26 protein-coding genes and 1 pseudogene are annotated in these 26,865 nt (G+C 30.6%); all 27 read right to left on the minus strand.

Going from position 1 to position 26,865, the window contains the following annotated elements; all coding sequences use genetic code 11:
* The coding region (locus ACZYT3_RS08435) for an acyltransferase family protein (RefSeq protein WP_464088329.1) at window positions 1-797 on the minus strand (797 nt) is incomplete at its 3' end.
* 1 nt (window position 798) lies between these two features.
* A complete protein-coding gene (locus ACZYT3_RS08440; protein ID WP_464088330.1) occupies window positions 799-1,632 on the minus strand; it encodes an NAD-dependent epimerase/dehydratase family protein in 834 nt (277 codons plus the stop codon).
* 11 nt (window positions 1,633-1,643) lie between these two features.
* Window positions 1,644-2,441 (minus strand): glycosyltransferase family 2 protein, encoded by a 798-nt coding sequence (locus ACZYT3_RS08445; protein ID WP_294561636.1) that lies wholly within the window; start codon window positions 2,439-2,441, stop codon window positions 1,644-1,646.
* Entirely contained in the window at window positions 2,438-3,286 is an 849-nt protein-coding gene (rfbD, locus tag ACZYT3_RS08450) for a dTDP-4-dehydrorhamnose reductase (RefSeq protein ID WP_294561635.1), read from the minus strand. The genes ACZYT3_RS08445 and rfbD overlap by 4 nt, the downstream gene beginning before the upstream one ends.
* A 43-nt stretch (window positions 3,287-3,329) precedes the next feature.
* Window positions 3,330-4,358, minus strand: a complete 1,029-nt coding sequence (gene rfbB / locus ACZYT3_RS08455; RefSeq protein ID WP_464088331.1) for a dTDP-glucose 4,6-dehydratase — start codon at window positions 4,356-4,358, stop codon at window positions 3,330-3,332.
* Window positions 4,358-4,936, minus strand: coding sequence for a dTDP-4-dehydrorhamnose 3,5-epimerase (gene rfbC, locus ACZYT3_RS08460; RefSeq protein WP_294561633.1), 579 nt, complete (start codon window positions 4,934-4,936; stop codon window positions 4,358-4,360). Before rfbC ends, rfbB begins: the two co-directional genes overlap by 1 nt.
* 1 nt (window position 4,937) lies before the next feature.
* A complete protein-coding gene (gene rfbA, locus ACZYT3_RS08465) occupies window positions 4,938-5,825 on the minus strand; it encodes a glucose-1-phosphate thymidylyltransferase RfbA (protein WP_464088332.1) in 888 nt (295 codons plus the stop codon).
* 56 nt (window positions 5,826-5,881) lie between these two features.
* On the minus strand, window positions 5,882-7,042 hold the full coding sequence (locus ACZYT3_RS08470) for a MerR family transcriptional regulator (RefSeq protein ID WP_464088333.1): 1,161 nt from the start codon (window positions 7,040-7,042) through the stop codon (window positions 5,882-5,884).
* Window position 7,043: 1 nt separating this feature from the next.
* Window positions 7,044-8,000 carry a glycosyltransferase family 2 protein gene (locus ACZYT3_RS08475; protein WP_464088334.1) on the minus strand — a complete coding sequence of 319 codons (957 nt, stop codon included), beginning with the start codon at window positions 7,998-8,000 and terminating at the stop codon, window positions 7,044-7,046.
* Window positions 7,997-9,253, minus strand: coding sequence for a lipopolysaccharide biosynthesis protein (locus tag ACZYT3_RS08480; RefSeq protein ID WP_464088335.1), 1,257 nt, complete (start codon window positions 9,251-9,253; stop codon window positions 7,997-7,999). Before ACZYT3_RS08480 ends, ACZYT3_RS08475 begins: the two co-directional genes overlap by 4 nt.
* A 1-nt stretch (window position 9,254) precedes the next feature.
* Complete coding sequence (locus tag ACZYT3_RS08485) at window positions 9,255-11,393, minus strand: DUF7657 domain-containing protein (protein WP_464088336.1); 2,139 nt, start codon at window positions 11,391-11,393, stop codon at window positions 9,255-9,257.
* A gap of 16 nt (window positions 11,394-11,409) precedes the next feature.
* A complete protein-coding gene (locus tag ACZYT3_RS08490; protein WP_464088337.1) occupies window positions 11,410-11,763 on the minus strand; it encodes a DUF2304 domain-containing protein in 354 nt (117 codons plus the stop codon).
* Window positions 11,753-12,481 carry a glycosyltransferase family 2 protein gene (locus ACZYT3_RS08495; RefSeq protein WP_464088338.1) on the minus strand — a complete coding sequence of 243 codons (729 nt, stop codon included), beginning with the start codon at window positions 12,479-12,481 and terminating at the stop codon, window positions 11,753-11,755. The genes ACZYT3_RS08490 and ACZYT3_RS08495 overlap by 11 nt, the downstream gene beginning before the upstream one ends.
* Before the next feature lie 16 nt (window positions 12,482-12,497).
* The gene (locus ACZYT3_RS08500; RefSeq protein WP_464088339.1) at window positions 12,498-14,642 is read right to left on the minus strand and encodes a glycosyltransferase family 2 protein; all 2,145 of its coding nucleotides are present in this window, start codon (window positions 14,640-14,642) and stop codon (window positions 12,498-12,500) included.
* A 1-nt stretch (window position 14,643) separates the two neighbouring features.
* Window positions 14,644-15,432 carry an ABC transporter permease gene (locus ACZYT3_RS08505; RefSeq protein ID WP_464088340.1) on the minus strand — a complete coding sequence of 263 codons (789 nt, stop codon included), beginning with the start codon at window positions 15,430-15,432 and terminating at the stop codon, window positions 14,644-14,646.
* A gap of 15 nt (window positions 15,433-15,447) precedes the next feature.
* Window positions 15,448-16,584, minus strand: a complete 1,137-nt coding sequence (locus ACZYT3_RS08510) for an ABC transporter ATP-binding protein (RefSeq protein ID WP_294561622.1) — start codon at window positions 16,582-16,584, stop codon at window positions 15,448-15,450.
* A gap of 15 nt (window positions 16,585-16,599) precedes the next feature.
* Complete coding sequence (locus tag ACZYT3_RS08515; protein WP_464088341.1) at window positions 16,600-17,646, minus strand: glycosyltransferase family 2 protein; 1,047 nt, start codon at window positions 17,644-17,646, stop codon at window positions 16,600-16,602.
* 129 nt (window positions 17,647-17,775) lie between these two features.
* Complete coding sequence (locus tag ACZYT3_RS08520) at window positions 17,776-18,738, minus strand: glycosyltransferase family 2 protein (protein ID WP_464088342.1); 963 nt, start codon at window positions 18,736-18,738, stop codon at window positions 17,776-17,778.
* Entirely contained in the window at window positions 18,735-19,913 is a 1,179-nt protein-coding gene (locus ACZYT3_RS08525) for a glycosyltransferase (protein ID WP_464088343.1), read from the minus strand. Before ACZYT3_RS08525 ends, ACZYT3_RS08520 begins: the two co-directional genes overlap by 4 nt.
* Before the next feature lie 11 nt (window positions 19,914-19,924).
* Window positions 19,925-20,878 carry a glycosyltransferase family 2 protein gene (locus ACZYT3_RS08530; RefSeq protein ID WP_464088344.1) on the minus strand — a complete coding sequence of 318 codons (954 nt, stop codon included), beginning with the start codon at window positions 20,876-20,878 and terminating at the stop codon, window positions 19,925-19,927.
* Between the two features lie 8 nt (window positions 20,879-20,886).
* Window positions 20,887-21,795 carry a glycosyltransferase gene (locus tag ACZYT3_RS08535; RefSeq protein WP_464088345.1) on the minus strand — a complete coding sequence of 303 codons (909 nt, stop codon included), beginning with the start codon at window positions 21,793-21,795 and terminating at the stop codon, window positions 20,887-20,889.
* 134 nt (window positions 21,796-21,929) lie between these two features.
* Window positions 21,930-23,387 (minus strand): LTA synthase family protein, encoded by a 1,458-nt coding sequence (locus tag ACZYT3_RS08540; RefSeq protein WP_464088346.1) that lies wholly within the window; start codon window positions 23,385-23,387, stop codon window positions 21,930-21,932.
* A gap of 81 nt (window positions 23,388-23,468) precedes the next feature.
* Window positions 23,469-23,948 (minus strand): PssE/Cps14G family polysaccharide biosynthesis glycosyltransferase, encoded by a 480-nt coding sequence (pssE, locus tag ACZYT3_RS08545; protein WP_294561615.1) that lies wholly within the window; start codon window positions 23,946-23,948, stop codon window positions 23,469-23,471.
* A complete protein-coding gene (gene pssD / locus ACZYT3_RS08550; RefSeq protein ID WP_464088347.1) occupies window positions 23,948-24,412 on the minus strand; it encodes a PssD/Cps14F family polysaccharide biosynthesis glycosyltransferase in 465 nt (154 codons plus the stop codon). The genes pssE and pssD overlap by 1 nt, the downstream gene beginning before the upstream one ends.
* Before the next feature lie 174 nt (window positions 24,413-24,586).
* Window positions 24,587-25,428 (minus strand): annotated as a pseudogene (locus ACZYT3_RS08555) (aldo/keto reductase).
* A 12-nt stretch (window positions 25,429-25,440) separates the two neighbouring features.
* Window positions 25,441-25,614 carry a hypothetical protein gene (locus tag ACZYT3_RS08560; protein ID WP_464088348.1) on the minus strand — a complete coding sequence of 58 codons (174 nt, stop codon included), beginning with the start codon at window positions 25,612-25,614 and terminating at the stop codon, window positions 25,441-25,443.
* Window positions 25,602-26,771, minus strand: a complete 1,170-nt coding sequence (locus tag ACZYT3_RS08565; RefSeq protein WP_464088349.1) for an iron-containing alcohol dehydrogenase — start codon at window positions 26,769-26,771, stop codon at window positions 25,602-25,604. Before ACZYT3_RS08565 ends, ACZYT3_RS08560 begins: the two co-directional genes overlap by 13 nt.
* Between the last annotated feature and the right edge of the window lie 94 nt (window positions 26,772-26,865).

Genomic DNA, 26,865 nt, shown 5'->3' on the forward strand with positions numbered 1-26,865 from the left:
ATAATATATGGAAATATTATAAACATAGCTATTTCAGCAAATCCAAAATAAACTAATCCAACCCATATAACAACCAAAAAGGCAGCTAATCCATTATTTAAAATAATTTTATCTTTAAAGACATAGTATAACATACCCATATAATATATAAAAATAGGCAAGGTATATATAGATAAAGAAGAAAATAATTGTATATTTGAATAATAAAAAAGATAGAAAAAAATTAATGAAATTGGAAATGTATATAGTATATTTTTATTTAATAACTTCAATTTATAACAAATCATTAATGCAATATAGCATATAAATTCTATTGGCAATGTCCACAAAGCACCGTTGATAACATTTCCATATATATTATTCTCAAAGACACCAGGTAAGCTATGAATTGGAATTAAGATTGCATTAAGCAAATACTTATAAGTAGCTAAGTCAGTAATATAATCAATAATACTCATATTAGTAAAAAAAGGTCCTAAAAGAAAAACAGTCATAATAACAGTAAAAATCAAAGGAGGAAATATCTTTAAACATCGTTTCTTCAAAAATTGTTTTAGATTTATTGATTTTTCTATACTTTTTGAAACCAAAAGTCCACTACTAAAAAAGAAAACACCTACTGCAACCCCGCCTATACCCAAATGACCTTTTGAAAATGAAATTAAAACATCTCCAAATTCTTTACCTAGAGAAATTGGATATGCATGAGATACAATTACAGCTAAAGCAGCTAAAAATTTGATGAAATTTAAATTTTGACTTTTTTTATTTTTTAAACTTTCATTTAAAGTATACATTTTATTTGCTTTCCTTCATAATTTCTTGAATCTTTTCATTATTACCCCAAATTGCTGGAGAGTCATATGGTCTTTCAGGATATTTACCAAAATCAGGTTTTATTGAAAAGTTATGCTTTTTAATGAAATCATTAACTTTATCTGATAAAGAAACTGGATTTCCTGAACAACAATTGATTATTCCAGTAATTTTCTGTTGAGTGATTGCGGAACAAATTTGATCAGCCAATTCTTCAATATCCAAGAAATCATATTTATTTTTTCCCGAAACAAAAGGAAATGTTTTCATGCCATCAGCTTCCATTTTACATATTTTCGAAAAAATAGAGTTATTATTTACGTCGTCACCTATTATATAAAAGGCTCTTAACCAATAATAAACAGCATTATATTTTTCACAAAGAATCTGTACTGCTTGTCGAAGTGCATTTTTGGCTATTCCATATAAAGATAATGGATTAGTTGGAGTATTTTCATCAACAGCACCTTCATAATAACCAATTTCGTGCATTGACCCCATTATCGCAATCTTTTTTAATCCTCCCTCTAACAGATTTTTAATGAATATGTAATGAGCAGATAAATTTTCAATATGAGCATCAGAATTATGTGCAAAACCATCTTTCCATGCTAAATGAAGGCAAAGATCTGGATATCCCAATTGTGCATATATATCTTTATCTTCGCTGAAAATATCTATATCTGCTAAAATAGCTCTTTCATCAATATCCTTATATGTTAAATCTACAGCAATAACAACATGACCTTTATCTAAAAGCTTTTTTACAACATGTTTTCCAATGTATCCCGAAGCACCAGTCACTACAATTTTCATAATATATTCTCCTATATTTTGTTGCTTTTTTCACTTAAAGCATAAACTTTATTAATAAATCTTGCAATTGATTTAGGCCAGTATCTACTAAATATTTCTAAATCTTCTTTTTGCCTGATATTATTACCTAAATTTTTAGATGTCGCCGATTCCGAATATATTCGATGAATCAGTAATGGTTTATTTATGTAAATAAATTTACCATCAAGTTCAGCTAGATCACACCAAGCTTTATAATCACAACTATTTATATATACAGTATCAAATACAGAGGACCCGGCTTTCTTTTTATTGAAAGTTACTGTCGGGCAACATATAGCACAGCCAATTGATAAGGACCTTCTACGGATAAACTTATTTTTTTGCATACATTTTTTTGATAACGGCCAATTCATAATACGCTTTATTTTTAATAAAAAATTTGATTTTTCAATTTTTCCTAGTTTAAGTTCATTGTAATCCGTAAAACAAATTATGAAATCAGATTCATCTTTTATACATTTTAGAGTTTCTTCTAAAAATGTTGGCTCGTATAAATCGTCTTGATGAGCAATTGTAACAAGTTTTTCAGGCACATTGTCATATCCATAATTCCAATCAGTTCCAGCATTTTTAGGATATGGATTAATTAACATTTGTATTTCATATTTTTCACATATTTTTTTTAAATAATCATTAGGTGTAGAAGTTGATAAATATATATTACTTTTAACTGTCTGATTTTTTAATGAATGAATAGTTTCTTCGATATGAGGATTTTCCTTATAGGCACAAATTACAAAAGCATGATCATTTGATGTAAAAGTCATGATAAATTCTCCATTTCCTTTAAATATCTTCCCAATGCATCCTGCCAGGTAGGAAGTCTATGAAATCCGTTTTTATCTAGCTCATTTTTATTCATACGTGAATTTTTTGGACGCTTTGCTTTAGCTGGAAAAGCATCAGAATCTACAGGCGTAACATCAACCTGCATATTTGCCTGTTTAAATATCTCACAGGCAAATTCATACCAGCTGCATAACCCTTCATTTGTTGCATGATAAGTCCCGTATTTATCAGTTTGAATCATATCTATGACCAGTTTTGCCAAATCATAGGTATAAGTAGGTGATCCAATTTGATCATTAACCACGCTTACTGCACCTTTTTCTTTACCTAAGCGTAACATAGTTTTGATAAAATTATGTCCGTTTTTTCCAAAAACCCATGCAATTCGAATTATAAAATGTTTTGCATATGATTCAACAGCTAACTCTCCTTCATATTTCGTTTGACCATATACATTTAATGGTGTTCTCTTATCATATTCATTCCATGGTTCACTTCCCTCACCGCTGAAAACATAATCTGTTGAAAAATACATGATAGGGATATTTAACTCTTTACAAACATTCACAATATTTTGGGTTCCCTCTACATTTACCTTATAACATGCCTCCGGCATCTCTTCAGCTTTATCAACAGCTGTCCAGGCAGCACAATGAATAACAGCATCATAATTTCCTGATTTAATGACCTGATTTACTTGATTTTGATCGGTAATATCCATTTCCTGAATATCTACCCCATCTGCTTCTATTCCTCGCAAATGAGCTTCATTTACTACATCATAGCCTAGTTGACCATTATATCCAGTAACTAAAAGCTTCATATTTTCTCCTTTCTTTCTTATATAAAAGCAACTTACGTTGCTTTTAAACTCTTCCTTTATCCTTATACATCTTTTCAAAATAATGCTGGTATTCACCACTTAGGATATTCTGCCACCATTCTTTGTTGTCCAAGTACCACTGAATCGTCTGCTGGATACCTGTATCAAAGTTATATTTAGGTTTCCATCCGAGCTCTGTTTCAAGCTTTGTTGGATCGATAGCATAACGAAGGTCATGTCCTTTGCGATCTTCTACAAACTTAATCAGTGATTCCGGTTTATTTAAAGCCTTTAAGATCGTCTTTACAACTTCAAGATTTGTTCTTTCATTATGTCCGCCAACGTTATAAACTTCCCCTTCACGACCTTTACGGATGATCAGATCGATGGCTACACAGTGGTCATACACATGCAGCCAGTCACGTACATTTTCTCCTGTTCCATAAACCGGTAATGATTCATCCGCCAAAGCTCTTGAAATCATTAACGGAATCAATTTTTCAGGGAAATGATAAGGGCCATAGTTATTGGAACAGCGACTGATCGTTACCGGTAAGCCATAGGTTCTATGATAGGCCAATACGAATAAATCAGCACTTGCTTTAGCGCTTGAATAAGGACTTGAAGTATGCAATGGCGTTGTTTCCGTAAAGAACAGATCCGGTCGGTCTAACGGCAGATCTCCATATACCTCATCGGTAGATACCTGATGATAACGCTTGATACCGTATTTAACACAAGCGTCTAATAACGTGGTTGTACCGACAACATTAGTACGAACAAATACTTCAGGATCTTCAATGCTGCGATCGACATGGCTTTCAGCCGCAAAATTGACAACGACATCGAACTTTTCTTTTTCAAATAAATCAAAGATAAAAGCTCGATCTGCAATATCTCCCTTATAAAATTTATAGTTTGGCTTGTCCTCAACAGGTTTGCAGGTTTCCAAGTTACCTGCGTAAGTCAGTTTGTCTAAATTCACGATCATATCTTCAGGGTATTTATTCACCATATAGTGAACGAAGTTACCTCCGATAAATCCTGCACCACCGGTTACTAATATTTTCATTACTTATTTTCTCCTTCATAAATAAAATTACAATCTGCTTTATCTAAAGTAGGACCATTCTTATCTTTTTCAGATAATACAGGTTCGATACCATTTAAAAGACTTCCCCAGTCCACATTGGCCGTCGGATCATCATAGCGAATGCCACGGTCATGTTCCTTAGAATAAAAGTTATCTACCTTATATCTAAATTCCACGTTATCTGTCAATGTTAAGAAGCCATGAGCAAATCCCTGTGGAATAAAGAACTGACGTTTATTTTCCTCGCTTAGTTCAACGCTTACCCACTCACCATAAGTAGGGCTGCCCTTACGGATATCCACTGCCACATCTATAACGGCTCCTCTCGTGCAGCTAACCAGCTTTGACTGAGCCATGGGTGCATTCTGCCAATGCAAGCCTCTCAGCGTACCTTTTTGAGCTGAGAAAGACATATTGTCCTGCACAAACTCAACATCAATCCCTAATTCCTGATATTTTTTCTTAGAATAGGTTTCCATGAAATAGCCGCGGTGATCCCCATGTACATCCGGGTCAATAATCAATACACCTTTGATTTTTGTTTCTGTTACTTTCATACTAACTCCTTTTATCAATATACTTACGTTCCATGATCTTCTTTAAATACGTACCATACTGGTTCTTTTTATAGATCTCATAAGTCTTTTCAAGCTGATCAAGACCGATCCAGCCATTATTAAAAGCAATTTCTTCTAAACAGGCAATCTTGCGATGCTGATGTTCTTCAATGGTTTTCACAAAATTAGTCGCATCGACCAAAGATTCATGCGTACCCGTATCCAGCCATGTAAAACCATCTCCCAGAAGAGTCACGGATAATGCATTGTCTTCAAGATAGATACGATTCAAGTCCGTGATCTCTAACTCACCACGAGCACTTGGCTTTAAATTTTTCGCATACTCCACCACTTTATTATCATAGAAATAAAGACCTGTAACAGCATAATTTGATTTTGGATGTGCAGGTTTTTCTTCTAGTGAAACAGCCTTCCCTTCATCATCAAATTCTACGACTCCAAATCTTTCCGGATCCTCTACATAATAACCAAAGACAGTGGCGCCGCTTTCTTTTGCTGCCGCAGCCCTCAAACGTTTCGTAAGTCCATGGCCGTGGAAGATGTTGTCACCTAAGATCATCGCAACGTGATCATCACCAATAAACTCTTCACCTAAAATAAAGGCCTGTGCCAATCCATCCGGTGATGGCTGTACCTTATAGCTTAAAGAAATACCAAACTGATGTCCATCGCCCAAAAGCTCTTGAAAACGAGGCGTATCATCCGGTGTAGAAATGATCAAGATTTCCCGAATACCGGCACTCATCAGAATGCTCATCGGATAATAAATCATCGGTTTGTCGTAAATAGGCAGTAACTGCTTGCTTGTTACCTTTGTCAGCGGATATAAACGTGTCCCGCTGCCGCCAGCCAAAATAATTCCTTTCATGAGAATTCCTCCTGTTACTCTTCTAATATAAACCATGACGTAACGTCAATGTCAAGTTATTTCTTACAAATAAATAAACCTGCTTGCTTGGTAATCCTGATACTTCCCTGTTTCATAATTTTTTCATCTAAAAATAATTTAAATCGATGCAGCTGATTTTTTAAGATTTCATTCTGATTGCCATGACAGCTCATGATATAATCCATCAAAGGTTCTGAATCATCCACTTCCAGATAATCATCATACATGACCAAATGAACATCTTCAAAATAAGAACTTAAGATCTTTTCCCCATTTTCGATACCAAACTGGTCATATAAACAATTTCTGGATAAAACGATTCTTGGATCAAATTCCTTCACTAATTCCGTAATCTCTTTCATGTGGTCTTTTCCATAAGTACTGCAATATAAAAAACCATCTTTCACTAAAACACGTTCAATCTCTTTCAATCCAAGATCTAAATCTTTTAAATAAAATAAGACATGATTTGCAATTACGATATCAAAATAATCCTTTTTAAAAGGAATCTGTTCACAGTCAAAAACCATGAAACTAAAATCATCTCCTAATTTTTTCTTTACTTCTTCAATCATTCCATAAGAAGCATCACTTAAGAAAACTTCTCGATTTCGTAGATCCAATGTATTATTTTCCCATAGTTTTCCATCACCACAGCCAATTTCTAAGATACGATTGGCATGTGAAAAATCGATTTGTGAATACAGCCAATGAAACCAGCCTGTTTTATTATGCGAATATCGATCATGAAGATGTATGCGAACATTTAAATTTTTACTGGTCCGGTATTGTTCAATGATTTCTTCATCATATTTAGACAGTTGTAAGAGCGTAATGATCTTATCCCATTCCACATGATCCTCTTTTACTAACCTGGATGTATTTTTCAGTGTTTCTTTAAGGTTTTCTAATGAATGAATTTTCTTATTCACAAGTTCGATCTGTAATTCCAAAGAATCTTCCAAGCTTTTTTTATCATTTTTTAAGGTCATCGGATAAATTTCTTCTAAAGAAAAACCAAGGTTTTTTAATGAAATGATTCTTTGCAGCTTTAAAAGATCTTCATCTGTATAATAACGGTACCCATTTTCCATGACAAAAGAGGGTTTCAACAACCCTATTTTGTCATAGTAGCGAATCGTTCTTTCAGTCACATTCGCTAATTTCGCAAACTTTCCTGTTGAATATGCGTTCATACTATACCTTTTTTAAACAAATCAAAAGTAATTTTAAAATTTTCAATTTATAACATAAAATAAATATATTTAAAACTAAATTAATATATAATTCTTCATTTTTTTCCCACACAAATACAGTTTTATATTCTTTTAAACATTCAAGACTTTTTATTAATGTATACTCATTCTCAAACAAGTTTTTTAATTGTACAACGCATAGTGCTTTTCTTTGAATGAAAATATTAAATATACTTGTTTTTACAAAATAATAATAAATTCTTTTTTTATCTTTATAGTTACTTTCTATTGCTCTTTTATTCATGCAATATAAAACATCAGTAAGTGAATTAATCTTTTTAACTTTATTTATTGTATTAGTTACAGAAGAAGAATTAGTAAAATAATTATAACCAGCATAAGAAATAATTGCGTAACTATTCAAGTGTATAATACAGTTGAAAGTAAAATCAACGTCTTCTCCAATTCTAAATCTTTCAAAACGAATATTGTTTTCCTTTATAAAAGATGTTTTATATAAATTTGCCCAATTTGTAGTATATTTAAATAAAGACCAGTAATTTATTTTAGGTTTTTTTACATAAAGTATTTTTTCTCCATCCGTTTTTTTATATCCACTTATGATAACATCTTTATCTTCGTTATATTTGATCAATGATATAAGAAAATCGGCATCTAGATAATCATCACTATCAACAAAAGTTATATAATCTCCATGTGCTATATCAATTCCTTTATTTCTAGCCACAGGAGCACCAGAATTTTTCTGAAATTCGTATTTGAATTTTTCAGGAAAACGGGTTATATAGCTTTTAATAATATCCTCAGAATGATCTGTTGAACCGTCATTTATTAGTATTATTTCAAAATTTTGATAGGATTGGCAAAGAATGCTTTCAATGCATCGTGCAAGATATTGTTCACTATTATAAACAGGTATGATAATACTAACTTTCATATAGTTTCCTCACATTTCAAAAAAGCAACTTTATTAATCACCAAATGATAATACAATATATACAAAATAAATTGAAATACCATAATAGAGAAATAAGCCAATGCAGCACCTAATAAAGCATATTTTTCTATCAAGATAATTGATATGATCAAACCAAATATAGAAGATGAAACATAAATAATGAATTGTATAAATGTTTTTCTAATCGTAGTGAGGGCTGTCGAATATAGTGTTCCCAGTGAATAAAGAACTGCACCAATGATAATAATCAAAAGATGTATTCTATATCCGTCAAGTTTTACATTGTATATAATATTTAAAATTGGAATTCCTATAACCCAACAGGCTCCAAAAGCAAATACACCAATCAAAATAATAATGATCAAAATCAAATTTACAACTTTTTTAAACATACTTCGATTTCCTTTTTTATAACTATCAGACATTTTTGCTAAAAAAGGTTGTAACAAATATTGTGCACATAAGCTGATAACAGTAGCAGGCATCAATATTATTCCAAATACAGCTTGAAGTTCCTCTGTAACACGGCCATCCAAGGCATATTTAGGTGCATTAATTAAATACATTGATAAAAACAATATCGAAAAAGCAAAAAATCCAGATTTAAAAAGTAATAATATATTTTTTTTATTAATTTTTTCTTTTTTATCAATCAAAATTACTGAATTTACAATATCATATACAATTAAGATTATTAGCCATACAATTACTAATGTTAAACAAGAGAGTATAAGACTATTCGTAGTTTTATCGATTACAAAAAAACATATAACTGAAAAAATGGATTTTATCGTTAAAGAAATTCCAACTTTGTACAAATAATTATTTTTCTGTAATATACCATAAAACACATCAGCAATAACTTCTAACCCTTTCATAAGACACAATAACAATGTTATTAATGTTTTTTCAAAATTATAATTCTGAAGACGAGTATATAAAAATGCTATTATCATCATTAAAATGGTCGTAAGAAATCTATGAATGATATATTCTTTATCATTAAATTCTTTTTTTATGTCTGTTACTTGAAATACTCTACCTTCATATCCGCCAATTATACATAATAAACAGGCTAACGAAAATGCTAATGTAAAAATGCCAGAATCGTTCAATCCATTAATTCTAGTTACAATAATCATAAAAAATAAAGAATTGAATGCATTCAAAGAAGTTCCTACAACATTCCATAGAAAATTTTTTCTAAAATTCAAATCGTTTATATATTTCATCTTATTCAGCTCCAGACTTATTAATTTCTAATTTATATATACCGAGATTATCTTCAAAATAAAGTTTTTTAAATTCATATTTATCGTTAGAATAAAGAGTTAAATTATCAGATGAAACAAAATAAGTAGCTTCTAATTTATCTATTTCATTTATATTTATAAATGCTTTAAACAAATCCACTTGTAACAGTTCAAAATGTGTATCTTCAGAAGTTAAATCAATAGCTACATGCGCATAACGATTATAAACAAAATCATCACTTCTATCTGGATCAAATTTTTCCCATAATTCAAAATTAGGATAATAATTAGTAGAATTGATAACTCTAACTCCGTTTGCTAAAATATAATTTTGCGGAAAAATAGAAGTATTTCCAGAATTTACAACAACCCATTTTGCCTCTTTATCAGATTCAGCAATTTTTCTTACCTCTTTTGCAATTGGCTTTTCATACATTACGCTCAAACCTTTAGATATAGGCTGTACAGTTGCAAGATTAAATATAGAAATGGATATCAATATTAATGAGAATACTTTATTTGTTTTTTTAGAATTTATAATTAACAAAAAGAACAATGGTATGTAAAGCACCAATGAACAAATGGCAATACGCATGTCTACATAATCTGGATAAGTATTATCTACTATAAATAATCCAATAACGGGTAATATAATAGATACTATTCCTGTTATTATATACTTAATAGATAAATTAATATTTTTATTTTTTTCATAGCATCCAATAAGACGTAAAATAATTAATATACAAATCACATTTACAACTAGCTGAGATCTATCAGGAGTTGAAATTGTTAATAATGATATTTTTGAAAATATAGATATATCTATATAATTCCATATTGATAACAAAATTGCAAGTATGACCAAAATATTTAAAAGAAAATCAGTCCTCTTTACTTTTTTATTTATATAGATTTCCCAGACACCAATAAATATAGGTATAGGATATAAGCCAATAAATTGAGATGCCTCACATGCATTTCCTATATTCTTAAAAATTGTATAAAAAGGAGCAATCAAATAATTAAACAACAGATTCCATCCATAACCACCAGTCATCACGCGTGATCCTGGATATACTGTTTCACCCATTAATTTAATAGTTGTTTCGGAACCAATAAAACCAGGTAATAAGATAATAGCCATAGTTCCTATAACAGGAATTAAATATATTAAATCATTCCATTTCAGTTGATTTTTATATTCAATAAGTTGCCAAATAACTAGTCCAAAAAACATCCATCCAAATGGAATTAACCAAGCAGGATAGAGTGTCATTACATATACCGATCCCGCATATCCTGTAAGTATAGAATAAAATAATTTTTTCCACTTATTTTTAGATTCAAAAAATAAATGAAGAAATAAAATTGCCGAAAATCCAGATGCAAATATACTTAACTGATTCCACCATAAAAAGGCAGGTGAAAATGTTAACAGACAAGCCCCTAACGCAGAAAATATTTTTTTCCCCTTTGTTATAAGCATGCTTACTTCAAAAGTTGCAAAAAAACAAATAAAAAATAAAATATACCAATAAAATGAGAAAGCTTGTTCCATTGGAAGAAATAAAAATCCAATTAACTTTGGGTTTGATATCACAGAAATTGTTTTAGTAGGCAATTGAGGAAACATATAAACCGTTGTATCTTCTCTTGCCATTATAGCATCATTTATTGCATCTAAATCTTGATTATAAATGATTTGAGAAAGAATACCCGGTGTATCAACTAAAAATTCATCACTTCGAATTTCTTTATAATAACTAAAGAAAGGAGCATTTGAATCTATCGAATAATTTGGTTGTATCACATAGTTATATTTATATACAGATGACCCATGATAACCATTTGCAACGATAAAAACAAACATTAAAATACCAATATAATATCTTTTCCTATAAATAAAATCCCATATTTTATTTATAGGACAAAATATGTGTAATACTATAAAAACAGATAAAATCATAAAAATAAATAATCTATCAAATGAAAAATCTGTTGAAATATTAGCATTTCTAAATAGAAAAAAATAGCCTTTTTCAAAAACAAATGAAAAGAATAACACTAAAACTATACTTAATAGAATTTTAAGATATTTTTTTGACATTATCTTCATAAGAATTCCCTTTCTTTTAATTGTTATTATTTTTTTCCCTTACTTTTTCTTTCAATAATGAAATTTCTTGTATCAATAATGTAATTTTTGTATTTTGTCCTGACACAATAATGGTTAATGATATAGTTATGAAAAATAACATAAGGATAAAAATCCCAACAACTAAATTAGACACAGTCTGGAATCCTATCAACTCTGTAAATTTCCATAAAGATAAGGGTGCACATGAAATAAGCAATAGTATTATATCAGGAATAAGCCATACAAGCGAATATTTTAAAGGCATTCTCCCTTTTTTTAATGCTATGAAAACAGATATAAATAGTAATATTGCTACAATTAACATCATTATTCTTAAATTAGTGGACACTTGGATACCTCCTTATCTTAATAATTAGAATTGTTAATATGACATTTATCATATAGTATATTGATTTCCATGCCTTAATTGAACTGGTTCCACCTATTCTTTCATGCATTTTAACCGGCACTTCACTGAACTTATACTTTTTTTTCAATAATTCAGTAGTGGTAATTGGCTCTGGATATTCAATAGGATAAGATTTAGAAAACTGTTCAATAATATCCTTATTCACAGCCCGAAAACCTGAGGTAGTATCAAATATCTTTTCCCCTGTGACTAATTTTATAAAAAAAGATATGATATGAATTCCAATCCTTCTCGCTTTAGATGATCTGAAATTATCATTTTTATTGTCAACAAAACGTGATCCAATCACAAATTCTGCTTCGTTTTCTAAAATTGGTTTAATAATATCTTGAACATAACGAATATCATGTTGTCCATCACCATCAAATTGTACAGCTATATCATAATTATTCTCTTTAGCATATTTATATCCTGTTTGAACTGCCCCGCCAATACCGAGGTTATGTATTAAATCAATGTGAGGAATATTATTTATATCTAAAATAGCTGAAGTTGAATCTTTTGAGCAATCATTAATAACTATCACATCATAGTCCATATTGTATTCAGCACAATAAGTTATTATTGAATCATACGTTTTTAAGATACATTCTTGCTCGTTGTAAGCAGGAATTATTAACAATATTTTAGCAGACATTCATCTCACCCCTAATCTAATCTTTGTCCAAAACAAACCAACCTTTGTAGCTGAAATTTGCGTTGTAAAAGCGATCACTTTTCACTTTGGATTTCCATTTGCTATACATATATTCTTGTTCCAAAAGAAATCTTTTATACTTTTCACTAGTAGTATCTGATCCTCTTGATTTTGATTCATAATGTAATAATTCAACCTGTGGAACTAAAACATTCAAATAACCTGCCTCAAGTAACTTCAAATTTAAATCTACATCATTATATGCTACACTAAGATCCTTTTCAAGCTGACCAACTTCGTTAAACACTGATTTTCTGATTACAAGACAGGCTGCAGTAACACCAGAATAATTATATGGTACCCTTAATCTGCCATATGCTCCCACATCATCCCTACTACTTCCTATATATGCATGGGATGCTACTCCACCTAAACCAAGGATAATACCTGCATGTTGAACAGTCATATCCGGATATAAAAGTTTTGCACCTACTGCTCCAACATGAGGCTGAAGAGCGTAGCCAACCATAATTTTTAACCAATCAGAAGTTATTACCTCTGTATCATTATTTAATAATACAATAACATCACCTTTTGATTGATTAACGGCCAAATTATTTATTTTAGAATAATTAAATTCCATATCTGCATCAATCACTTTAAAATTACTGTACATTTTTGTATATTTATCAAATAATTCATAAGTTTCTTGTTCAATGCTTCTATTGTTAACTAAGAGAATTTCAAAATTCTTATATGTAGTTTTTTCATAAATAGATTGAAGACATCTTTCAGTAATATCAGCGTGATCTTTTGTTGGAATAATAATAGATACCAGTGGTTCTTCATATTCATAAACTACACGATAATAAAGACTCTTACTATCAATTTCAACATGCCCTTTTATATTTCTTCTAATTAAAGCATTTTCAATAGCCAGCTTTCCTTTATCAGATGCATAATCTTTATTATCCATACTTGCTGATGTAGAACCCTCTATCATTCTCCAATGATAAAGAATTTTAGGAATATGATGAATGCGATTTGTTTTTTCAACTATTTTTAAAAACAAATCATAATCTTGAGCACCTTCCATACCCAATTCAAACCCACCTACTTCTTCAACTAACTTCTTTCTTATTACAGAGAAATGGCAAATATAATTTAAACTTAATAAAGTATCCGGTGAATAATCTGGTTTAAAATGAGGATCACATCTTCTGCCATTAAAATCAAGTTTATCTTCATCACTGTAAATAAAGTCGATATGCTTATCTTTATTTAATGCTAGTATATTTTCATAAAGTGCATTTTTATCTAACACATCATCATTGTCTACTAATGCAATAAACTCACCTTTAGCAATATTCAATGCGCTATTTGTGGCAGCGGAAATATGACCATTCGTCTTACGATATACTACTTTAACTCGTGAATCTTTTTTTTCATACCGTTTTAAGGTATTAAGAGTTTCTTTTTTTGTCGAACAATCATCAGCTAAACATATTTCAAAATTTGAATAACTTTGATTTAATATAGAATCCAAACATTCTGAAAGTATTTTTTCCCCAACATTATATACAGGAATCAATATTGATATTAAAGGACGATAACTTAATGGTTCCAAATCTTTTTCTGATTTTTGCTTAGATAACCAACTCAAATAATCAGATTGCACAAATGGATTATAGAACAAGCTATTGCCAGCTGACCTTAATGTAATTCTAAAATCATAAAAATATTTTCTCCAAAGTTTAACAGGTACAAGAAAATGATGCTGTTTCCATATCAAAACGATAAATTGAAACAAGACAGTAAAAAAATGTTTAGCATGTAAATAAATCTTATGCGGTAACTCCTCTAATTTAGAAAAAAGACGCAATATAAAATGATTATTTAGCCTTAATAAGTTTTTAGTTTTTCCATCTTCATTAACGTATAGTTCGATTTTTTTCGTATTCCGTGGAAAAATTACCTCAAACATATATTCATCTTCATTGATAAGCTTCATTAAATTGTAATCAGAACGACTTCCATCAATCGTCAAATAGAAATCTGGACTACTCTTTTTTGATTTATATAAAAAGCATAATTTCGGATTAGCCAATCCTACAAGCCTTACTTTAAGTATTTGGATTTCTTTTGATGAATGTTTTATCATTTTAAACCTCCTCAGCAAATCCTTTTTCTAGTTTTTTGAATGCAAAGAGTCCAATAGCAACAACTAAAATAGCAATAAATACAATATAAAGCCAACTGCCAATTCCTGTAATTCGATGATATAGAAAAATATCTCTATAAATAGTCATCACATGAGTAAATGGATTGATATTCACCAAAGTCAAAAGAAAATGAGGAACAGAAGTAGTATTAAAATCAGTTATGCTATATAAAATAGGTGTCCCATAAAAAAGCATATTTATAACGAAATTTACAATATATTCCATATCTTTGATGTAAACATTCACAGCACTAAATAACAATGTAGCACCTAAACAAATTAAAAATTCTAAAAAGGCAATAACCGGCAATAAAATTAAATGCCATGAAAAACCCACATTAAAAATCAAACAAAAAACAAGAATAATAACACAAGAAATTAGAAAATTGATCAATCCTGCAACACATACTGACAATGGAAGAATTTCTCTTGGAAAATAGACCTTCTTTATAATTCCTGCATTATTTCTAACAGAGGCCATCCCCTGACCCATAACAGTTGTAAAAAAAGTCCATGGAATAACACCGGTTATCAAATAAACTAGATAATTGTCAATAGTAGATCTCATTAAGTAAGGGAAAACTATTGCATAAACTAAGACCATCAATAATGGGTTAATAAATGACCAAAGAACACCCAAAAAAGATCCTTTATATTTACCACGGATTTCTTTTTTTACATTTGATTTTAGAAGTTCTCGATATTCGTACAATTCTTTAATTAATTTCATAAAATACCTCTATATTTATGCAACCATAAATTTTGCTTCTTCCATGCAAATTAAATTCTCATTTTCATCATAAACTTTCACAGAAAGTCGATGTGTACCTTTAGTTAATTTACCTAAATCATATTCTGCATGAAATCCGGCCAATGGATTTGTTGCATAACCACCAAATTGATTTTCATATATAATCATCAAATCAGGTCTTTCACTTCGTTTAATATTTTCTATTTCTTCAGTATCAATATATACTTTAACATTAGAATACAAAGTATCGCTTAATTCCCATCCTTGAATACTAAGCATACCAGATTGTGTTTGGTAAATTCCATTTTCTTGTGGGCTGTCGATCACAACTCTGCCTATATACTTGTCCTTTTTTTCAACAACAACATTTTTGCTGCTCTCTTTATGATCTAAAACCACTTGTTTCAAATACTTGTCAATCACATACTCTGGATCGCCATCCAATTCCACTCTGCCCTTATAAATCCAGATAGCACGGCTGCATAATTGTTTTAATGTATCCAGGTTATGAGAAACTATAACAACTGTTTTGTCACCATCGCGAAGTTCTTCAAGTTTTTTAAAGCATTTATCTTGAAAATATTGATCGCCAACACCTAAAATTTCATCAATCAGTAATATTTCAGCATCAACATTAATAGCAATAGAAAATGCTAACCGCATGTACATTCCCGACGAATAAGTTCTTACTGGATTATCAATAAAATCTCTTAGTTCTGAAAAATTGATGATTTCTTCTATACGATCTTCAATCTCATTTCTTGTTAATCCAAAAATAGAAGCATTAAAGTATATATTCTCTCTTCCTGTAAAATCAGGATGAAAACCGGCACCCAATTCCAAAAGAGAGGTTAATTTTCCTTTTGTTTCTAAATGACCCTTATTTGGGTATAGTATTTTTGTCATAAGCTTTAAAAGCGTTGATTTACCACTTCCATTTGTTCCGATTAAAGCAACTGTTTCACCTTTACGAATATCTAAAGAAATATCTTTTAAAATCATTCTTCTTTCTACTTTTTCTTTTTTTCCTAAAGAAATTAGTCGCTCTTTTAATGTTTGCGGCTTATCATAAACAATTTTAAAACTCTTATAAAGGTTTCTGATCTCAATAGCATTCTGACTATTTTCCATATTTTTCCCCTTTCATCAAATATTTTGAGTTTTTTTTCTGCGTGGAATCAATTTATAAACAGTCCAAAAATAATAATCATAAATTGAAAACCATTTACTTTCACAATACTTTTCATAAGCATTGCTCTTTTTAAAAGACCTAGTTAACAGAAACATCTGTTTTAAAGAGTACTCTTTTATTATTGACCTTTTTTTCCAAAATGCAATACATTCTTTTAGTTTATTTAAATTCTTTTTGTCAACAGACCATTTATTTTTTTCAATTTCATCTAAAACTTCCTGATACATTTCTTTTTTTTGAAAAGCATAATCTTCAAAATAATAAGGACAAGTTAACACAGTATGAAATAATTTTTTTGCTTTTCTTTTTCTTAACCCATCAACGCTGCCGTGTGCTAGCACATCAACATCACCTATACCACATTGATTATTTCCATGAAGTCTATAGCGAATTAGTTTATCATCTATATACATTAGGCTATCGTTTAAAGAAGCCACTAAAGCCAACCAGCCATCGTGAAGCCAGTATTTGCTAACAAAATAATACTCGTTAGCAAATTCTTTCCTCATAGCCATCGTAGCACCTGTAATACAATACCTATTTAGCAACCAATCTAAAGCATCCTGAGGCTGATCCATGACAAATCCAATCCCTTCTCTCAGCGAAAGGTTCATTATGTTATCATTCGAATCAATTAATTCAGCATTTGTTGCTACAAGATTAATATTGGAATTATCCAAAAAAGCCTTTTCTATTTTTTCTACCTTATCAAACTGCCAAACGTCATCCTGATCACAGCTAAAAATAAGATCACCAGAGCATAACGAATAACACTTTTTAAAATTTCTTACTACGTTCAATGAGTGGTCATTCTTATAAATCTTGTAATCAATTCCAGAATTTTTTAATAACTTTTCACAAATCTCAAGAGTTTTATCAGTAGATCGATCATCACAAATTATGATTTCATCTACAGTTCTACTTTGGTGAACTATGCTTAACAACTGATTTTTTATGTATTTTTCACCATTAAATGTACACATTGCTACAGAAATTTTCAAATAATCCACCTCTAGTTTTTAAAATGTTACATTTATTTCCAAGACATTACGTAACGAAAAGATTATATCATATATCATTTTCAAAATCATTAAAATAAAGTTATTAATAAAAAAAAGCATGATGAGATTTTATTCATGTTCATGCTCTTTCATATATATTATCTTAGCAAAGAAATGATTAAAGTGTTTTAAATACAAATTCTTTAAACTTTTTTGACTTAGATACTTATTCTTTTTATAATTTGGAAAATGTTGATTTACTTGATCAATCGCTTTCTTAACTGCACATTCATATTCATTTCTATCATATTTCGCAGCAGCCTTGATAAAGGTCGCATATAAATAACGTACATAGCTGTATTCAAGCTCATTTTCGTATCGTTCATAAAGATGATGAAACTTATAAAAATCAAGGATACCATTCCAATTATCAATATAATGATAAATCCTTGGATCTACAGTAGAAGTAATTGAACCTTTCCGAATCAAATAATTATAAAAAGGATTATTTACAATGCCAATTGAATGAACATATGGAAGCAGACGATAACCGAACTCCACATCCTCAAACCAAACACCTTCTTTAAATTGAAGATTCTTGAATAAGCTTCGTTTATACAGTTTATTCCATGCAGATGGATAGTAATCAATCATATGTTTTTGAATATCTTCCTTAGTAAATAAATCGTGATCTAAATGACATGTATAAACTTTAGATTCATTTTCATGGATTTCTTTAAAGTCACACATGATTAGATCAAAATCATGCTCTTTGGCCTTCAAATACATCTTTTCGTACATTTCAGATTCAACCCAATCATCTGAATCAACAAAAGCGATATATTCACCCGTTGCATGTTCAATACCAAAATTTCGAGCACTGCTAAGACCACCATTTTCTTTTTTGAATGCTGTAATATGACTATATTTATTACTATATTCTTCAATAATGATATCTGAATGATCTTTAGATCCATCATTTACAATGATTATTTCTATATCTTTCAACGTTTGATTAACTAAAGAATCCAGACATTTACGCAAATATTTTTCTACATTGTATACAGGGACGATGACACTCACCTTGATCATATAGTTTCCCCCTCATCTAAAACAGCTTCTATTCTTTTTAATAATTTAAAATTATCATAATTGAAATCTTTTAAATTATTCTTCCATCGATCGATCACATCCGGATGTTGAATCAGATTTTTTAATGATCGATAGAGTTCTTCATCACTATTTTCACAGATTTCGCCATTAATACCTTTTTTGACAGACATGAGTGACGCACTTGTTTCTGTTGCTAAAACTGGAATGTCCAATATAAAAGCTTCACTAATCACGGTTCCAAAAGCTTCTGAATAAGAAGGCAGAAGAAGTAAAGAATAGTTTTTTAACTCTGCATAAGGATTCAGTACAGCTCCTTTCATAGAAATCACATCATCCAGACTTTCATTAATCAGACGGCTTTTTAAATGTTCAAATAAAGGACCATCACCAAAAACAGTAAAGTGTACATTACTTAATATGTTATCCTTTTTTAAACGTTTGATTACATCAAAAAGTCTATCATATCCCTTGACAGGATGACAGCGTCCAATTACAACAATATTCAACATATTCTCATTTATGTTAAAAATAGATGGTTTTTGTGAAAGCCTTTTTATACGTTCAACATCAATAACAACAGGAATTGTTTCTGTTATATTCTCTAAATGATAGATTTCATTAAATTCTTTAACCACATTGTCACTAACACCTATTATATGATTAAAAAGAGGTAATACTTTTTTAAATAAGTCTTCGTACTTTGCATTTGGATTAAATGTCTTATAAGAACAGTGCAGCCAATGTATTTTATTCACACAATTGCCGTAACCTACAAATAATGCGGTAAAACCATCCTTAAATGCAATTTCACAATCATAATCTTTATGAATTATTTTTTTTCTTTCTCTTTGAATGCTTTTTTTAATAAATCCTGTTTTTAAGTCAAAAACAACATGTATTTTTTTCATCAATAAAGAAAGATTCTTCATTTTGAGAACTTCTTTGATTGTATAATCGATTGCTTCAAAATAAGACGTTCCATAAAACATATTGACATGATCAGGAAGATCATTCAACATATTTCCTTTATTATGCAAGACTAAGATATCAATACTATATTTATTGGAATCAAGTTTATGAACAAGATCATTCAAAACAACGGAAACACCGCCCATTTCTCTTTCATCTACAACAAATAAAATATTTTTTTTCATATTTTCTCCCATCATTTTAAAATATAACGTAATAGCTTTCTTTTTTTCCTATATAAAAGGTGACACACTAATTTATACTTCCAATCTTTCTGCTTAAAATATTTATTTTTTTTCCATGATGGATACTTCAATTTCATAATTTCAACAATTTTATCTAATTGTATCTCAGTATTCTCAAATTCAAAAAATCGTAAGGATGCTGCATGAAGCAAATGATCAATATATAAATATTCTAATTCATCTTTAATACTGTCTTTACAAATCGAACATTCAATGAAATTACTCAAAATTTCCATTGATTCAAAAATATCTTCTAATTTTCTATGGTATGTTTTCTGATGCATTGTTGACCCTTCATGCAAGACATATGAGTATAAAGGCTCATTGACATAAATAATTTTATTGGTATATAAGCCATATGAAGGAACTACTGCCAGGTCTTCATAAAAGCGAAGCTTTGGAAAATATAAGTTATAACTCTCCAGCAAAGAGCGACGAATACATTTTCTCCATGGACTTGCATTATGTAATACATAATTTTTTTGAAGATCTATTGAGTTAGGATAGGTTTGATCTAACGTACTTAAAATATTTCCTTCTCTTTTAATATAAGCATCACACCAAACAAGGTCTGCATCACTTTTCTTCTGCGCATGCATTAACTTTTCTAACATTTCTCTGCTAATTTCATCATCAATATCAATAAAACATATAAACTCCCCTTTGGAATGCTTTATTCCGATATTGCGAGCGATTGCCTGACCTTGATTTTCTTGAGTAATTATTTGAATTTTATCATGATTAGAAGCTAGCTTTTCAAGCATTTTTAAACTATTATCGGAAGAACCATCATTAACAAAGATTACTTCATAATCGTCATAAGTTTGATTTAAGAGGTTCTCACAACAGTTTTTGATATATTTCTCCGCATTATAAACAGGAACAATAACACTTACTTTTGGCATATTCTCACCTATATATACCCTTTCAGACTATCTAAATCTTCACGATACATTTTTTCAAGCATATCTAATGTTTCTAAATGCTTTTCATAAATAAACCGACGTTTTTTGTAATCTTTGCCCATAGCCGCACCTGTAGCTGCTTCTTCACAATGAAATATTTTCAAACTGGGATCATAAACGCTTTTCATATGATTTCGAATTAACTGTACAAATAAAATATCTTCTTCACCATAAAAATGTGTTCTATTATCCAAACCATCAAATTTATCAATATAAATTGGTGAAAAAATCATGCAACAGCCATGTAAGCGAACATTTTCCATTCTTGGATCAGGAATGATCTCTTCTCTAAAATGATGTCTTATTTTTTTCCAATGAATCAATTTACCAATATATTTATATAAAAATAAATGAATTGATTCTATAAACAATTTATTTTTTATCAGTAGTTTTTCTACACGCTTTCGATCAGCATCAATTTCATTAAGTTTTAAAATTTGTTTAGGATATTTGCAAACTGTACCATCTTTTAAATGAATTTCTGGACCTAATACAGCAAAATGGCTCTTTTCATATTCTTTTTTGATTACCGAAAAGAAATCATTCTGTATTATCTCAGTATCATTATTCATCATACAAATAAAATCACAACTCAGTTGATATTTTGCATAATGAAATCCAACATTATTTCCTCCTGAAAAACCAAGATTTTCTTCGTTTAACAATACTGTAATATCTTTATCATCCTTAAACATACTATCTAATGTTTTTCCGCTATTGTTAGGAGAAGCATTATCAACAAGGACAATATGATATTTTTTTGTGTCTATTTTTCTTTTTATTGAATTTACGCATCTTAATGTTTCTTCTAAAACCTGATAATGCAGTATCAGGAAAACAATTTCATATTTACTCATAAAATCCTTTCGTAATTATTCAGCACAAATTAACTGAACAAATAGATTATACCACACTGTTGTTTTAATGCTTATAAAATTTGTTTATTTATAAAAATAAATGAAAAATGATTTTGACTAAGAAATGTACAAAATCATTTATCTTTATCATATAAAATCTCATTGTTATATAACTTAGAAGTCATTCTAAGCTGTTCATTTAATTCCTCCCAGCCAAGTTCTTCTACCAGTGTAGGTGTTTCACTAAATAAATTTGTTCCTAAACCTAATCTATCCTCATTAAATTTTATTCCCATACTTGCAAGAGTCGTAGGAAAAAAATCAAAAGATGATACTTCTCTGTCATTTCCCTGATATTCAGCTGCAGAATTAATAAAAACATAATAGCCTTTCCTTACATAATTTGAATCTATGGATGCAAAGAAATCATTATCCATTGTCAGATGATCGCCCGCAATAACAATCGTTGTATTTTCATAGAAATCTTGTTGTTTGATCCACGTAAGAAAATTATAAAGCTGACGACTTGCACAAGCAATAACATTCTCATATTGACTTTCATAAACTTGTTCACACTCATCACAAAGATAACCATCAAAAAAATGTGTATCGACTGTCAGCATTGTTAAATTGAAAGGTTCGGATCCTTTAGCCAATTCTTTAACTTCTTCTTTAGCAAATTCATATAACTTGCTATCTTCATATCCCCACCATACATAATAGTTTTCATCGATATATTGTTTCTCTTTTGCTGCAATATAATCAACAATGTCATAATTCCCATGTTGTGTAAAATACTCTCTTCTTCCGCCAAAAGAGGCATCCGATCCTATCAGTAATTTTTGACGATATCCGGCTTCACTCAAAATATCACCTATAGATGTAGCCCCTGGCAAAAAAGATCTAAACGATCCATATGAATTACCATCAATTGGAATCAAAAGAGGTAAACCAGATGTTTGAGCAACCATCGCTCCAACAGTCCATCCTGTTCCTTCAGGAACATAGAATCCCCCATTATTGTTAAAAGTAAGATTTTCTTCAGCAATTTCATAAAGTTCTGGTATTAAATTACTTTCTTCAACCCCTCCAAGCTCTTCAGAATAATAACTTATTTCCATAGATTCCATAAAAATATAAATCAAATTTCTTTTTTGCTCCGGAAAATCAAATTCAACCTCAGAAGGATCAATATAATAATCTTCGAATAATGTTGAATTTCTTAAAAGACTTTGCAAATAAGAAAATAAGCCGATTGAATGACCAGAATAGATAAATGATATAATACATATTACAAATGAAAGCTTTAGAATATGTTTGTCAAAAAAAATATAAATCCTGTTTTTAATTTTAATCAAAATATAAATGAAGAAAAAAAGAAAGCAACAGTAAATAAATGGCAACAATAAACAATCATATACAAACTTCCATATAATTGAACTATCTGCTCCTTCCATAGATACCATTAAAAGAAAGACAATCTGAGAAACAGATATTTCACCAAAATTGCCCAATATCCATAATACTCCCGTTATAAAAAAGATAGATAAATAAACAAGCAGATAACTTAATATCCATTTTGTTTTTCTCATTTTTACTCCTCCGCTCGTTTGTATAAACTGAAAAATTCATGCTTTTATTTGTTAACACAAAATATTAAAATAATAAAATATTTATTTTTCATCTATCAGCCGAGCAATCAAATCACAAAAATTCTTGTTATTTGATTCATAAGGTTTGGTCGTAAAATCATGCAATTCAGAAATCTTTTCTTCGAGCTCATCTACTTCAACACAACCCAAAATATACCCAAATCCGGCAAACTTCGTCGTAATCTCTACCTGATGATCATTTTCATGTTCACCATACTTGGCTCTTCTTGCAACAGCAATGACCTTCTTTTGATGATTGATTCCATTGATGATCGAACCAACACCTGCATGCGTAATCATATAATCACATTCCTCAATATATTGATTCAGCTGTTCCTGACTGCAGAAATCAAATATCTCCATTTGACTGCTCTGATAATGGGTCTTACCTGCCTGAACGATCACTTTTCCTTGAATGATCCCTTTATCGATCAATTCATCCACCTTTTTCAAAAGACGCCCAAAAGTCTTATCCTGCGTCCCTAACGTTACAAATACCATTAGAAAATCCACCCTCCATAAACAGCATCAGGATATAATTCCAGCATGCTTTCCCACTGTACTACAAAATAATCTGCAATCGGATAAACCAGCTTCCCTGCCATGCTCTTTGTATAAATATTGGCAAAAGTTTCAATATAGATCACTTTTTTCCCAAATAAATGAGCAATATAGCACATCGGCACAGCGGTATGACTTCCCGTAGATACGATGACATCCGGTTTTTCTTTTAGAAACAAATAAAGACTTTTCAAACAGTTAAAAGGAAAAACAAAGATATATTTCCACATCTCATGCTTTGTCGCATAAACAAGATAGTATGTCTTATATTGATCTTTTAAAAATAACGTCGAAGGTGTTTTTTCAGACACGAAGACTGTTTTATATTTAGAAAAAAGAGGCTTCAACTGGAGCAGTTCATTTAGATGGCCTCCCATACTTGAAATAAACATAACCTTTTTCATAACATTTCCTCATTAAATTTACCAGCTACATTCTATCACGTTTCATACAAAAAATCATTCCAATTTTATATTCTTAAGCTATTTTCAGAAAAACTTCACAATTATTTATCTTTCAAAAGTCATACTGCTTCAGCTTATTCACAATATTAAAAAAAAAAGCAAGTTGCCTTGCCCTTAACGTTTTAAATCCACCATCATCTCTACTGTTTTTGGATCATAATGGGAGAAGAATAAGCTTTCTTTTTCATCGAGCACTGAGATCAGTTGCATATCTTCTTCATCCAATGTAAAATCAAATACATTTATATTTTCAATCATTCTTTCTTTATGTGTTGACTTAGGAATCACAACGACATTGCTTTGGATCAAATATCTTAGAGCGACCTGAGCAGCACTCTTGGAATACTTTTCGCCAATCTTTACTAAAACAGGATTTGTAAAGAAATCTTTTCTGCCTTCCGCAAAAGGTCCCCATGATTCATGCTGGACATTATATTTTTTCATATACTCGTGAGCCTCTTTCTGCTGATGAAAAACATGGGTTTCTACCTGATCGACTGCCGGTTTTACCTCTCAAAACTGCAAAGATCAATCAACCTGTCAGGATAAAAATTTGATACACCAATCGCACGGATCCAGCCTTCCTTATAAGCTTCTTCCATTGCCCGATACGTACCATAATAATCATTAAAAGGCTGATGGATCAAGACGAGATCGATATACTCGCTCTGAAGCTTTTTTAAGGATTCACGTAAAGAAACCTTTGCTTTTTCATAACCGCCATTACTGATCCATACCTTTGTCGTAATAAATAGCCGATCACGAGGAATGCCACATTTTTTGATTGCATTCCCCACAGCTTCCTCATTGCCATACGACTGAGCTGTATCAATAAGACGATACCCTGCACTGATAGCATCTAAGACACATCTTTCACATTCTTCATTGTTTACCTGATAAACTCCATATCCTAATGCAGGCATCTGAATGCCATTGTTTAATGTTACATATTCCATATTTTCACTCCTTTACTTTAGAACATTTCCATCATGAAAAGCATGACCGATCATTCCCTGTACTTTCACATATGTGTTGTGAGATGGATCATAGGAGATAGTTTCTAACCGATCCGCATCGATTTTACCATCTTCACCTAAAATCGTTTCATCTGCACTGACATCTTTACCTTCTACTTCCAACATTCTTTAAATATTTCATATATTTCTTCATGAGTCATTGGTTTATAGCTTGTAGGTATGATATTACATGAATCGGCAATCTTCTTTAGATCGATATCCTCCTGTAAACCTAACTGTTTTAAGCTTGAAGGCAACCCGATCTCATGAATAAATTTTTCTAACGCATCAATCCCTTCCAAAGCAATCTGTTCATCACTCTTGCCTTCTTCACTGATCTGCCATACCTCTACGGCAAACTGTTTAAATTTGGATAAACCATATTGATAAATATGGCGGTAATAGGTTGGATGTAACACCGCTAATCCTTCTCCATGATTACAGTTGGTATAAGCACCTAACTGATGCTCCATCTGATGAACTTCAAAATCAGTCTGCTTTCCTAATTTAATGATCCTGTTTTCAGCCATGGTCGCATCCCACATCAGATTGCTTCTTGCATTATAGTCGAAAGGATCTTCGATAGCTATTTTTAAGTTTTTGATCACATTTTTCATCAAAGCAACAGAAAGATCATCCGATACATTATTTTCATTTAGCTCTCCAAAATATGTTTCCATGATATGAGAAAGAATATCAAAGCCTCCGCTTACCACCTGTTTCTTCGGTACCGTAAATGTATAAGCAGGATCTAATAAGGCAAACATTGGATTACAAGCCGGATAATCACGACCCGTTTTGATTTTTAATTCTTCATTCGTGATCACTGCCCCGCCATTCATTTCACTTCCTGTACCTGTTACAGTGACGATTACTCCTAAAGGCAATACATCAAAATCAATCACACCTTTATGTGTCCAAAAATCATTCCAGACATCACCCTCATAGCGGGTTGCCAAAGAAATCGCCTTGCAGCAATCCATGACGGAACCACCACCAACAGCTAGGATCATATCCACATGTTCTTTTCTGACAAGTTCTGCTCCCTGCATTACTTTGGCATAAGTAGGATTTGACATAATTCCTGAAAATTCTACGACCTTCTTGTTCCGTGCAGTTAAAATCGTCACGATCTCATCATAGATCCCATTCTTTTTGATGGATCCTCCACCGTAAGCAAGCATGATCGTTTGATACTTTTTTGTTAAACAGCCTAGATATTCCTGTACACATCCTTTCCCAAAAAATACTTTGGTCTTATTTTCAAAAATAAAGTTATTCATCATTTTCCTCCTTCTAATTAAAGATTTTATTCAATTTACTGAATTTTTCCTCCTTTACAATGTCATTATAAAAAAGCCAAGGCTTCTTTTGAAG

It is taken from the genome of Traorella sp. mt218 (assembly GCF_055420025.1).

Excerpts from the sequence above, each read along its gene's own strand:
- ACZYT3_RS08480 (WP_464088335.1), bottom strand. The coding sequence starts at position 9,253 with ATGAAATATATAAACGATTTGAATTTTAGAAAAAATTTTCTATGGAAT.
- rfbC (WP_294561633.1), bottom strand. The coding sequence starts at position 4,936 with ATGAAAGTAACAGAAACAAAAATCAAAGGTGTATTGATTATTGACCCG.
- ACZYT3_RS08485 (WP_464088336.1), bottom strand. The coding sequence starts at position 11,393 with ATGAAGATAATGTCAAAAAAATATCTTAAAATTCTATTAAGTATAGTT.
- ACZYT3_RS08510 (WP_294561622.1), bottom strand. The coding sequence starts at position 16,584 with ATGGAAAATAGTCAGAATGCTATTGAGATCAGAAACCTTTATAAGAGT.
- pssD (WP_464088347.1), bottom strand. The coding sequence starts at position 24,412 with ATGAAAAAGGTTATGTTTATTTCAAGTATGGGAGGCCATCTAAATGAA.
- rfbA (WP_464088332.1), bottom strand. The coding sequence starts at position 5,825 with ATGAAAGGAATTATTTTGGCTGGCGGCAGCGGGACACGTTTATATCCG.
- ACZYT3_RS08540 (WP_464088346.1), bottom strand. The coding sequence starts at position 23,387 with ATGAGAAAAACAAAATGGATATTAAGTTATCTGCTTGTTTATTTATCT.
- ACZYT3_RS08495 (WP_464088338.1), bottom strand. The coding sequence starts at position 12,481 with ATGTCTGCTAAAATATTGTTAATAATTCCTGCTTACAACGAGCAAGAA.
- rfbB (WP_464088331.1), bottom strand. The coding sequence starts at position 4,358 with ATGAAAATATTAGTAACCGGTGGTGCAGGATTTATCGGAGGTAACTTC.
- ACZYT3_RS08445 (WP_294561636.1), bottom strand. The coding sequence starts at position 2,441 with ATGACTTTTACATCAAATGATCATGCTTTTGTAATTTGTGCCTATAAG.
- ACZYT3_RS08535 (WP_464088345.1), bottom strand. The coding sequence starts at position 21,795 with ATGAGTAAATATGAAATTGTTTTCCTGATACTGCATTATCAGGTTTTA.
- ACZYT3_RS08475 (WP_464088334.1), bottom strand. The coding sequence starts at position 8,000 with ATGAAAGTTAGTATTATCATACCTGTTTATAATAGTGAACAATATCTT.
- ACZYT3_RS08565 (WP_464088349.1), bottom strand. The coding sequence starts at position 26,771 with ATGAATAACTTTATTTTTGAAAATAAGACCAAAGTATTTTTTGGGAAA.
- ACZYT3_RS08525 (WP_464088343.1), bottom strand. The coding sequence starts at position 19,913 with ATGAAAAAAAATATTTTATTTGTTGTAGATGAAAGAGAAATGGGCGGT.
- pssE (WP_294561615.1), bottom strand. The coding sequence starts at position 23,948 with ATGGTATTTGTAACGTTAGGGACGCAGGATAAGACTTTTGGGCGTCTT.
- ACZYT3_RS08560 (WP_464088348.1), bottom strand. The coding sequence starts at position 25,614 with ATGTTGGAAGTAGAAGGTAAAGATGTCAGTGCAGATGAAACGATTTTA.
- ACZYT3_RS08520 (WP_464088342.1), bottom strand. The coding sequence starts at position 18,738 with ATGATCAAGGTGAGTGTCATCGTCCCTGTATACAATGTAGAAAAATAT.
- ACZYT3_RS08440 (WP_464088330.1), bottom strand. The coding sequence starts at position 1,632 with ATGAAAATTGTAGTGACTGGTGCTTCGGGATACATTGGAAAACATGTT.
- ACZYT3_RS08505 (WP_464088340.1), bottom strand. The coding sequence starts at position 15,432 with ATGAAATTAATTAAAGAATTGTACGAATATCGAGAACTTCTAAAATCA.
- ACZYT3_RS08530 (WP_464088344.1), bottom strand. The coding sequence starts at position 20,878 with ATGCCAAAAGTAAGTGTTATTGTTCCTGTTTATAATGCGGAGAAATAT.
- rfbD (WP_294561635.1), bottom strand. The coding sequence starts at position 3,286 with ATGAAGCTTTTAGTTACTGGATATAATGGTCAACTAGGCTATGATGTA.
- ACZYT3_RS08500 (WP_464088339.1), bottom strand. The coding sequence starts at position 14,642 with ATGATAAAACATTCATCAAAAGAAATCCAAATACTTAAAGTAAGGCTT.
- ACZYT3_RS08470 (WP_464088333.1), bottom strand. The coding sequence starts at position 7,042 with ATGAACGCATATTCAACAGGAAAGTTTGCGAAATTAGCGAATGTGACT.